Origin of the sequence: Escherichia sp. Lx600-2, assembly GCF_036662595.1 — a bacterium.
Classification (GTDB): Bacteria; Pseudomonadota; Gammaproteobacteria; order Enterobacterales; family Enterobacteriaceae; genus Escherichia; species Escherichia coli.
This window is the reverse complement of sequence record NZ_JAYQWM010000116.1, coordinates 1-8,832: the sequence shown is the minus strand read 5'-3', so window position 1 is coordinate 8,832 and position 8,832 is coordinate 1. Positions and strand designations below refer to the sequence as shown.

Sequence of the window (8,832 nt, the reverse complement as noted above, 5' to 3'; positions counted from 1 at the left end):
CCTCTGACTGGACTCGAACCAGTGACATACGGATTAACAGTCCGCCGTTCTACCGACTGAACTACAGAGGAATCGTGAGAACGAGGCGAATATTAGCGATGCCCACCCACAATGTCAAAGCCTGTTTTTTAAATTTGAAATCGTTTGCTGAAATAATCTGCATTTTGTCGTTTATTCCGACACAGCTGGCTTTTTTTCACACTTTTGCGGTTCGGGTCGAGGGTATTTCCACAGCCAACGTCCAGTAACCATTCGCCAGTAAAACAGCACGGCCCGCACAGCCCAGTCGGCAAACATTCCCATCCAGACACCAACCACACCCCAGCCAAGCATGATGCCCAGCACATAACCGACGACAACCCGGCAACCCCACATGCTCAACATAGAAACCCACATAGCGTAACGGGCGTCACGAGCCCCCTTAAATCCAGCGGGTAGCACCCATGAAGCGGACCAAATAGGCATAAATAAAGCATTTAGCCAAACCAGAATCACAACGACATGTTTAACCTGTGGATCCTGGGTGTAAAACGATGCCATAACCCCGGCAAAGGGAGCCGTTAGCCAGGCGATGGCCGTTAATCCAAGAGTGGAAAGCCAGAACACATGCCGCAACTGAATCTCTGCTTGCGCTATCTGCCCTACCCCCAACCTTCGGCCTGTAATGATCGTAGAAGCAGAGCCGAGCGCACTTCCGGGTAAGTTGATAAGAGCCGCAATTGAAAACGCGATAAAATTTCCGGCAATAACACTGGTCCCCATCCCGGCAACGAACATTTGGGTTAATAACCGACCACTGGTAAATAACACTGATTCGACACTCGCTGGAATACCAATCCCCATGACTTCCCAGATAATGCTAAAATTCAGCGGTTTAAAATAGCTCTTTAACGAAATCCTTAGCGCAGGATTAAAACCAATCGCCAACACCCACAAAATTGCAACTGCGCCAATATAACGAGAAATGGTTAAACCCAACCCAGCCCCGACAAATCCCAGTCCCGGCCAGGAGAAAAGGCCGTAAATCAATATGCCGCTAATAATAATATTAAGAATATTCAGGCTACCGTTAATCAGTAGCGGTATTTTCGTATTCCCTGCACCACGAAGTGCCCCGCTACCAATTAGAGTGATGGCAGCTGCTGGATAACTGAGTACCGTCAGCTCCAGATAAGTCAACGCCAGTGCTTTAACTTCTGTCGTGGCATCACCCGCGACGAAATCAATAATTTGCTCGCCAAAATGATGAATAAGCGTTGCCAACAGTACGGCAAACAACGTCATGATCACCAATGACTGCCGCGTCGCCACCCTCGCTCGTCGTCGATCCCGCTTACCGAGACTAAATGCCACAACGACAGTAGTACCAAGATCGATAGCAGCAAAAAAAGCCATAATGACCATATTGAAGCTGTCCGCCAATCCCACGCCGGCCATCGCATCTTTTCCCAGCCAGCTGACCAGAAAAGTGCTCAGAACCCCCATCAACAGGACACAGGCATTCTCCATGAAGATAGGAACAGCAAGCGGGGTTATCTCGCGCCAGAACAACACTTTGTAGCTCTTGCGTTTAGCGTGCCAGCGAGTGCCGTGAACAACCTGGCGTAAAGCAGAGGAGATATTCAAAGCCGACCTTAATTGCAGAAAGTGAAACCACATTTCAAATAATGAGGGAGAATCAGCAAAGCTGCAAAGATTTTCGCCAACAAATTGTCTGCAAATGCAACAAACTGTTGATAGAAACGGCAAACAGTTGGGGAATTTAAAAATCGGGTTTGACAAAAGATTTTTCGCCGTTAAGATGTGCCTCAACAACGATTCCTCTGTAGTTCAGTCGGTAGAACGGCGGACTGTTAATCCGTATGTCACTGGTTCGAGTCCAGTCAGAGGAGCCAAATTCCTGAAAAGCCCGCTTTTATAGCGGGATTTTTGCTATATCTGATAATCAATTTCCTCTTCACTGCTTTCCATCACCTGCCGCTTGATATCCTCAACTGACAGTCCTGCATTACAAAGTTCCAGAAAGCGCCAGACATAGTTACGCTGAAGTTGTCCTCGCTTCAGTCCCAACCAGACAGTATTAGCATCAAAAAGATGCCGCGTATCCAGGCGGATTAAATTCTCTTCCTCTTGTTCGCCACTGGATTGCTCGGCAACTAATCCGATCCCAAGCCCAAGAGCAACATAGGTTTTAATGACATCAGAATCCTGCGCACTTAATACAATATCTGCCAGCAAACCTTTGCGGGCAAATGCGTCATCAATACGTGAGCGCCCCGTAATCCCCTGTCGGTAAGTGATTAACGGCCACTTCGCTATTGATTCCAGCGTCAATGGTGAAATTTGCGTCAAGGGATGATCGTGTGGAACAAGCAAACTATGGTGCCAACGAAACCACGGGAAGGCGACGAGCTGCGGGTCATTACTCAAACGCTCGCTGGCGATACCAATATCAGCTTCGCCATTTTGCAACAATGTCGCAATTTCCTGTGGCGTCCCCTGGATTAGCTCGAGCCGAACCTCCGGGAAAAGTTCGCGAAAAGCTTTAATGACCTCTGGCAAGCTATAACGTGCCTGAGTATGCGTCGTTGCAATAGTGAGAACGCCAGACGTATCGTTGGTAAACAGGTCTGCAAGCCGACGAACATTACTGGCTTCATTCAGAATACGTTCTGCAATGACCAGTAATGCTTTGCCCGGTTCAGTCATGCCCAGCAGTCGCTTACCTCGTCGAACAAATATTTCGATGCCAAGTTCATCCTCCAGTTCCCGAATATGACGGCTGACGCCTGACTGTGAGGTAAAAAGCATATTCGCAACCTCTGTCAGGTTGTAATCCTGACGTGCAGCCTCGCGGATTATCTTTAGTTGTTGGAAATTCACGGTAAACTCCGGGCAGTTCAGATTTCCCGTTATTGTTAAAGTCTAATGCCCGGCATAACAAATAATAAAAACCCGCATCTTATTCCATCCCGATATAACACTTAGCTCACCAATTGCCACTGCCTTTTTTCCATCACTGGAGAACTAATCACTGACATTAACAACTCTTTCACTGCCTGTGCCTGTGGCGATAAGTTCGCTCTGGCGGGTAAATTTAATGACAAAGAGAGACTCATGGAAGGAGTGGTAATGCGTGACATCCACCCATTTACTGCGCCACATAACGAACGCGCGGCCGATTCGGGTAATACTGCAACGCCCATGCCGCTGGCAATCGCTGCGGTAAGCGTGGCAATAGACTCAATTTCACCAATAACTTTTGCCGTGAGTCGCCGTAGGGAAAAAGCCTCATCAACACGAAGTCTAATAGCACTGTAATCACTGGGGAGAAAGAGGTTCATTTGCGCAATAGCATTCACATCAACGCTTTGCCCCGGGCAATCTTGAGTTCCTACCAGAAAAAGATCTTCTTTCAGCAAAGCCTGACTGGATACACCAGCCACAGGGGAATGCTCATAAATCACCGCCATATCGAGTTGGTGATTTATCAATTTTTCGTTAAGCACTGCACCACTATTTTCATGAAGATAGATAACGATCTCCGGAAATTCAGCGCGAACCGCCTGTAATAAGGGCATGGTGATGGATGACGCAGCGGTTCCTGGTGCAAAGCCAATCGAGACTTGCCCCGATAATGCCTGACCAACGTTATGCACCGCCAGTTGGGCCTGTTCACACTGACGTAAAATGGCCCGCGCATGGGTATAGAGAATTTTTCCGGCGTCTGTTGGTGTAACGCCCCGCTTTGTACGGATCAAAAGTTGTTGATTTAACTCACCTTCCAGTGTGGCAACCTGCTGGCTGAGCGCTGGTTGTGCGATATGCAATACTTCAGCAGCCTGGGTCAGGCTACCAATATCTACAATTTTTACGAAGTATTTCAGGCGTCTGAAGTTCATGTTGCCTCCGGTTTTTAAGAATCGGCCCAAGTGCCGCCATTACTTACAACCAGATTGCAAGATGCTTGCCAGTTTTATTTTGGTGTTGATGTACAAGCTAACCAACTGTCAAATAAGAGATTATGATAGATTCGTCATTTGCTCCTTTAATCAGCTGTCGCGTTCCCCTGCCCTATAAAAGGAGGGTATGCACCACGATGGTTCATTACCCAATAAGATTGAAAGCTCACCACTTTGTTGAAATTGACAGCAAACAAACAAAAAAATGCATTTCACCCTTTGACATCACCATGCACTGCCATTAATATGCGCCCCGTTCACACGATTCCTCTGTAGTTCAGTCGGTAGAACGGCGGACTGTTAATCCGTATGTCACTGGTTCGAGTCCAGTCAGAGGAGCCAAATTCAAAAAAGCCTGCTTTCTAGCAGGCTTTTTGCTTTCTAATTACCAACGCTCTTAAAACATCTGTCTTGAACCAGAACTAATTTGCACAGGCATTCCCGATCGACGTTGCAACGCAGCATTTGCGCGATTTACATCAACTTCTTGCCCGTTGATAAACGCCCGCAAAGATGGGGTTACCGGCAATGGCACTTTTCGGTCAGACTCATATTCTGCACGATTGCGCGACAACGGCTCATGAACTTCCAGCCAGTTCGAGCCATCTGGTTCAGTGGTGTATTTTACTGGCTGGTCGATAATTTGCACACGCGTCCCAACAGGAACATTATCAAACAGATATTTGATATCGTCATTGCGCAGACGAATACAGCCCTGACTTACCCGGAGCCCAATACCAAAATTGGCATTGGTACCATGGATGGCATACAACCTGCCAATATAAATCGCGTACAGCCCCATGGGATTATCGGGGCCCGCAGGAACAAATGCGGGCAAACTCTCCCCTCGTTTCGCATATTCGCGCCGAGTGTTCGGCGTTGGCGTCCAGGTTGGAGCTTCTTGTTTACGTTCAACGGTAGTCACCCAGTTACGCGGGGTTTCTCGCCCAGCCTGGCCGATACCAATAGGAAAGACTTCCACAGTATTACTGTCTGGTGGGTAGTAATAAAGACGCATCTCAGCGACGTTAACAACAATCCCTTTACGAACAGTGTCGGGCAAAATCAGTTGCTGCGGAATGGTGAGTTGCGAGCCAGACTTCGGCAAAAAAACATCAGCGCCCGGGTTCGCTTCCAGCATGTTACTTAACCCTTGCCCGTATTGTGCGGCAAAAGTCTCCAGCGGCTGGGTATTGTGATCAGGAACAGTTACAGTAAACGACTGCCCCACTAAACGGCTACCCTCTGGAGGTAATGGATAAGTTACCGCCAGGCTAGTATGGCTGGCAAAAAGCAGAGCAAATGAGCAAAGAATATTTACACGACGCATCATGTCCCTTTCCTATGTCGCGAAAGCTATCCGTTAAGTATAGCTTTTATCAGACTTTTCGTTTTTAACTGTTCAAATCAGAAGTCGTATTCCCCGGTAGAACAATATTACTGGCAGCAAGTTCGCCCATGTTGTTGTATATCGCACAGGCAGCTTCGATGATGGGCATCGCCAGAGCTGCGCCACTCCCCTCACCTAAACGCATCTCCATATTGAGATAAGGCTCCAGCCCCAAATGCGAGAGCGCTATACGCGCGCCTTTTTCTGCCGACAGGTGAGAAGGAATGAGATACGGTTTTATCGCAGGAGACATCTGGCAGGCTGCGAGCGCAGCAGCATAAGAAAGAAATCCATCCAGCAACACGGGTAAACCGCAGGAAGCAGCACCTAACATCACTCCAGCTATTCCGACCAAATCAAATCCACCCACTTTTGCCAGGACATCAACACCATCCTGAGGATTTGGTTGATTCAACGTAATCGCCCGACGCACAACATCAATTTTATTAGCCAGTTTATCTGTCGGCAGGTTTGCGCCAATCCCAACCACTTCTTCAGGATCCCGGCCAGTGATTGTGCTGACTATTGCTGCTGCCGGTGTCGTGTTTGCCATCCCCAGTTCACCTACACCAAACAGCGTGACACCGTTTTTTGCCAGCTCCTGCGTATAACATATGACGTCCAAAAGCAACTTTTCAGCCTGACGGCGACTCATTGCCGGAGCTGAAGCAATATTGCTGCTACCTCGTGCGACACGCATGTTGATAAGCCCGGGGATAGGCTCAGCAGTATCAATACCAACATCAATTACGTGGACGTCAGCGCCCGCTTGTTCTGCCAGCACACACACGCCGGTTGTTCCACGGGTCATATTTTCAGCCTGTATGGCTGTCACTTCTTTTGGAGAAATAGCGACCCCTTCCTCCCAGACGCCGTGATCGGCACACATAACCAGTACCGCTTTTTTGCCCACATGCGGTATGCCATTCAACCCCGGCATTCCTGCCAGTTGTATGGCAAGCACCTCCAGCTTTCCCAGGCTACCAACAGGTTTGAGTAACCCGTCAATATGCCGTTGTGCACGCGACATAGCGGTAGAATCGATGGCTGGGATCGTATTCAGTAAATCGGCAAGTATTTGCATCTCACGTCTCTTTATAGCAGTGCCAGCAGGAAGACCAGTTCACCAAGCTCTATGGCTGCTCCCAGCGTATCGCCCGTTTGCCCGCCCAGCGTACGTTTGAGAAGCTGACCGAGGATGAAAATCGCCACCATCGTCACCACCATAGCAGCCACACCATGCATACCCGGCAATAATACGGCAGCAAAAATAGCGGCTAAGCCGAGTGTGACGCAGGTTTGTCGCCCATCAATTTTGCCAATGAACACATTGCCAAGCCCTTCTTCCCGCGCATAACGATGACGATACATCAATAATGCGGCAGTCCCGCGGCTGACCGCACATGCTGCCGCCAGCGATGCAAGGATCGATTCGCCACGCAGAGCCAACTCGCTTAACACCAGAATCTTTGCCAGTACCACAAAAATCAATGCCAGACCGCCGTGGGTGCCTAAACGGCTATCACGCATGATTTCCAACATGCGATCGCGGCTACGTGCAGAAAATACGCCATCACAGGTATCAGCGAGGCCGTCCAGATGGAATCCCCCGGTCATCAGCACCAGCACAAGTACGCTAAACAGTGCCGCCAGTGGTGCGCCACACCATGCCTGCAGCACCATGAAGACCAGCCCGCTAATCGCGCCAAGCAATAATCCAATCAAAGGAAAAGTAATAATACCGCGAGAATAATGCTCGAAATCCAGTCCCTGGGACCAGCGACGCGGTACAGGCAGACGCGTAATAAATGAGAGCATCGCCCAAAATAATTTACTCATTTGATTTTTACTCCAATACCCGAAACCACCAGCCATACTTCATTTGCCGCAGCGGCCAACTGCTGATTTACCCGCCCGGCAATATCACGAAAATGTCGTGCCAGACGACTCTCCGGCACAATCCCCATTCCCACTTCGTTAGTCACTAATACAACCTTTGCGGGGCAACGTTGGCAGGCAGCAATCAACGACTGAATCTCAGCATTAATCGCCTGTTCCATCGCCTGATAATCCCATTCATCAGGGTCTTTATCGCCGCCATAATCAAACAACAGATTAGTCACCATTGTGGTAACGCATTCAAGCAACACAACCTCATTCGGGTTAATGTCTGCATGAATTAATTCATCAAGATGTTGCCAGCGCTCCACTGTGCGCCAGTGCTCCGGGCGGCCTTGCCGATGATGTTCTATCCGTGCAGCCATCTCATCATCAAGGATTTGCGAGGTAGCGATATACAGAACCTGTGAAGAGTCCCCAATAAGCGCCTCTGCGTGGCGACTCTTCCCGCTCCGTGCGCCCCCCGTCACCAAAATCATCATACCGACTCCTGATTCAAATGTATGATGGTATTCATTGAACAGAACAATGGATCCCCCACCGTTGCTGACCGCAAAACATTTACGCGATTAATACTGCGCGTAATATAATTAAAAATCCAGCATTCTCAATCCATTACGAAATAAGATGGCATTACGGAATAGCCAGACTTTCTCGTGTTAACGTCCGACAAAATGCGTCATTGACAGCGGTTTCTGTGGATTGACACATTTCATTCAGATAATGAATTAATGCTACTGCCGGAACAACCAGCAAACGGGCATTGTGTTCTGAAATCCAGGCTATTGATTCAACGTCAGCGACAGATCTGCGCTGTAAAAGAACTTGTAAAACAACGTAATAGAATTATCCGGAATGGTGGCGACTATGCACTAGAACACCACAATTTCGCTCTCTCGGTAAGGCACTGTCACAGCATTCAACAGAATGTGACTTGCCAGATTTATTAGCGCCACCAGATGTTTAACCGGGTAACCACGACCCAGTCGGGGATATATTCCATCTTCTCGCTGACATCATCAAGAATAAAAAGGTTTATCACACTCAGAGCAACGTTCTTCAGCAGGCGGGATAATTCTTCAACATTTAGAAGATGTGTTATTAAAGGCATACAAACTGGACGTATTGTATTTTCTTTTGGTGGTTGACCTAAGGTAGCAGTTTATCCTGATGCGCTGAGATTTCTGTAATATCTACGTCAACATTCTCCTCGAATAGAAAATGCAGCCCCGGCAAGTGATTCACATTTTTTAACAAAACGTTGTTAGCGTGCCATTTTCAGAAGCTCTCCAAGAAAGCGAATTCTTTTCTCAAATTCTGCATTCTCAGACACAGCTTTCTACTCCATGGTAATGGCCCAAATACGAAGTTGCTCAGGATCATTAGTGGTGCTGAGAAGTTAAATAACCATGCGGAGTACCACTCGTCATCACGTATTTATATATCATGAAGCTATTGTTGTGTTTTGTACATCAGTAGATATATTCTGATATACTCCTTTTGCTAGGGAAGGTGCGAATAAGCGGGGAAATTCTTCTCGGCTGACTCAGTCATTTCATTTCTTCATGTTTGAGCCGATTT

The 8,832-nt window shown here is 48.1% G+C and carries 7 protein-coding genes, 2 tRNA genes and 2 pseudogenes; 2 read left to right on the top strand and 9 right to left on the bottom strand.

Annotated elements, in window-relative coordinates; all coding sequences use genetic code 11:
- Window positions 1-171: 171 nt before the first annotated feature.
- The gene (gene yeeO / locus OQV04_RS22125) at window positions 172-1,659 is read right to left on the bottom strand and encodes a toxic metabolite efflux MATE transporter YeeO (RefSeq protein WP_077757391.1); all 1,488 of its coding nucleotides are present in this window, start codon (window positions 1,657-1,659) and stop codon (window positions 172-174) included.
- A 160-nt stretch (window positions 1,660-1,819) separates the two neighbouring features.
- Between yeeO and OQV04_RS22120 the strand changes: the two genes are divergently transcribed.
- Window positions 1,820-1,895 (top strand) — tRNA-Asn (locus OQV04_RS22120).
- 37 nt (window positions 1,896-1,932) lie between these two features.
- Here the strand turns inward: OQV04_RS22120 and cbl are convergent.
- Window positions 1,933-2,883 (bottom strand): HTH-type transcriptional regulator Cbl, encoded by a 951-nt coding sequence (gene cbl / locus OQV04_RS22115; RefSeq protein WP_001011008.1) that lies wholly within the window; start codon window positions 2,881-2,883, stop codon window positions 1,933-1,935.
- Between the two features lie 101 nt (window positions 2,884-2,984).
- Complete coding sequence (nac, locus tag OQV04_RS22110) at window positions 2,985-3,902, bottom strand: nitrogen assimilation transcriptional regulator NAC (protein ID WP_001011462.1); 918 nt, start codon at window positions 3,900-3,902, stop codon at window positions 2,985-2,987.
- A 326-nt stretch (window positions 3,903-4,228) separates the two neighbouring features.
- Between nac and OQV04_RS22105 the strand changes: the two genes are divergently transcribed.
- Window positions 4,229-4,304, top strand: a tRNA-Asn gene (locus OQV04_RS22105).
- Window positions 4,305-4,359: 55 nt separating this feature from the next.
- Here OQV04_RS22105 and ldtA read toward each other — a convergent pair.
- From ldtA to OQV04_RS22075, 6 genes and pseudogenes are all read right to left on the bottom strand, one after another.
- Window positions 4,360-5,295: a L,D-transpeptidase gene (gene ldtA, locus OQV04_RS22100; protein ID WP_000986321.1), complete on the bottom strand. Its 936-nt coding sequence runs from the start codon at window positions 5,293-5,295 to the stop codon at window positions 4,360-4,362.
- 61 nt (window positions 5,296-5,356) lie between these two features.
- On the bottom strand, window positions 5,357-6,436 hold the full coding sequence (gene cobT / locus OQV04_RS22095) for a nicotinate-nucleotide--dimethylbenzimidazole phosphoribosyltransferase (protein ID WP_247806853.1): 1,080 nt from the start codon (window positions 6,434-6,436) through the stop codon (window positions 5,357-5,359).
- 11 nt (window positions 6,437-6,447) lie between these two features.
- Entirely contained in the window at window positions 6,448-7,191 is a 744-nt protein-coding gene (cobS, locus tag OQV04_RS22090) for an adenosylcobinamide-GDP ribazoletransferase (RefSeq protein ID WP_001326708.1), read from the bottom strand.
- Window positions 7,188-7,733, bottom strand: a complete 546-nt coding sequence (gene cobU / locus OQV04_RS22085) for a bifunctional adenosylcobinamide kinase/adenosylcobinamide-phosphate guanylyltransferase (protein WP_000973176.1) — start codon at window positions 7,731-7,733, stop codon at window positions 7,188-7,190. The genes cobS and cobU overlap by 4 nt, the downstream gene beginning before the upstream one ends.
- A 151-nt stretch (window positions 7,734-7,884) precedes the next feature.
- Window positions 7,885-8,028 (bottom strand): annotated as a pseudogene (locus tag OQV04_RS22080) (cobalamin biosynthesis protein); the annotation flags it as partial.
- Window positions 8,029-8,036: 8 nt separating this feature from the next.
- A pseudogene (locus OQV04_RS22075) lies at window positions 8,037-8,225 on the bottom strand (IS4 family transposase); the annotation flags it as partial.
- Between the last annotated feature and the right edge of the window lie 607 nt (window positions 8,226-8,832).

Excerpts from the sequence above, each read along its gene's own strand:
- ldtA (WP_000986321.1), bottom strand. The coding sequence starts at position 5,295 with ATGATGCGTCGTGTAAATATTCTTTGCTCATTTGCTCTGCTTTTTGCC.
- cobU (WP_000973176.1), bottom strand. The coding sequence starts at position 7,733 with ATGATGATTTTGGTGACGGGGGGCGCACGGAGCGGGAAGAGTCGCCAC.
- yeeO (WP_077757391.1), bottom strand. The coding sequence starts at position 1,659 with ATGTGGTTTCACTTTCTGCAATTAAGGTCGGCTTTGAATATCTCCTCT.
- nac (WP_001011462.1), bottom strand. The coding sequence starts at position 3,902 with ATGAACTTCAGACGCCTGAAATACTTCGTAAAAATTGTAGATATTGGT.
- cobS (WP_001326708.1), bottom strand. The coding sequence starts at position 7,191 with ATGAGTAAATTATTTTGGGCGATGCTCTCATTTATTACGCGTCTGCCT.
- cobT (WP_247806853.1), bottom strand. The coding sequence starts at position 6,436 with ATGCAAATACTTGCCGATTTACTGAATACGATCCCAGCCATCGATTCT.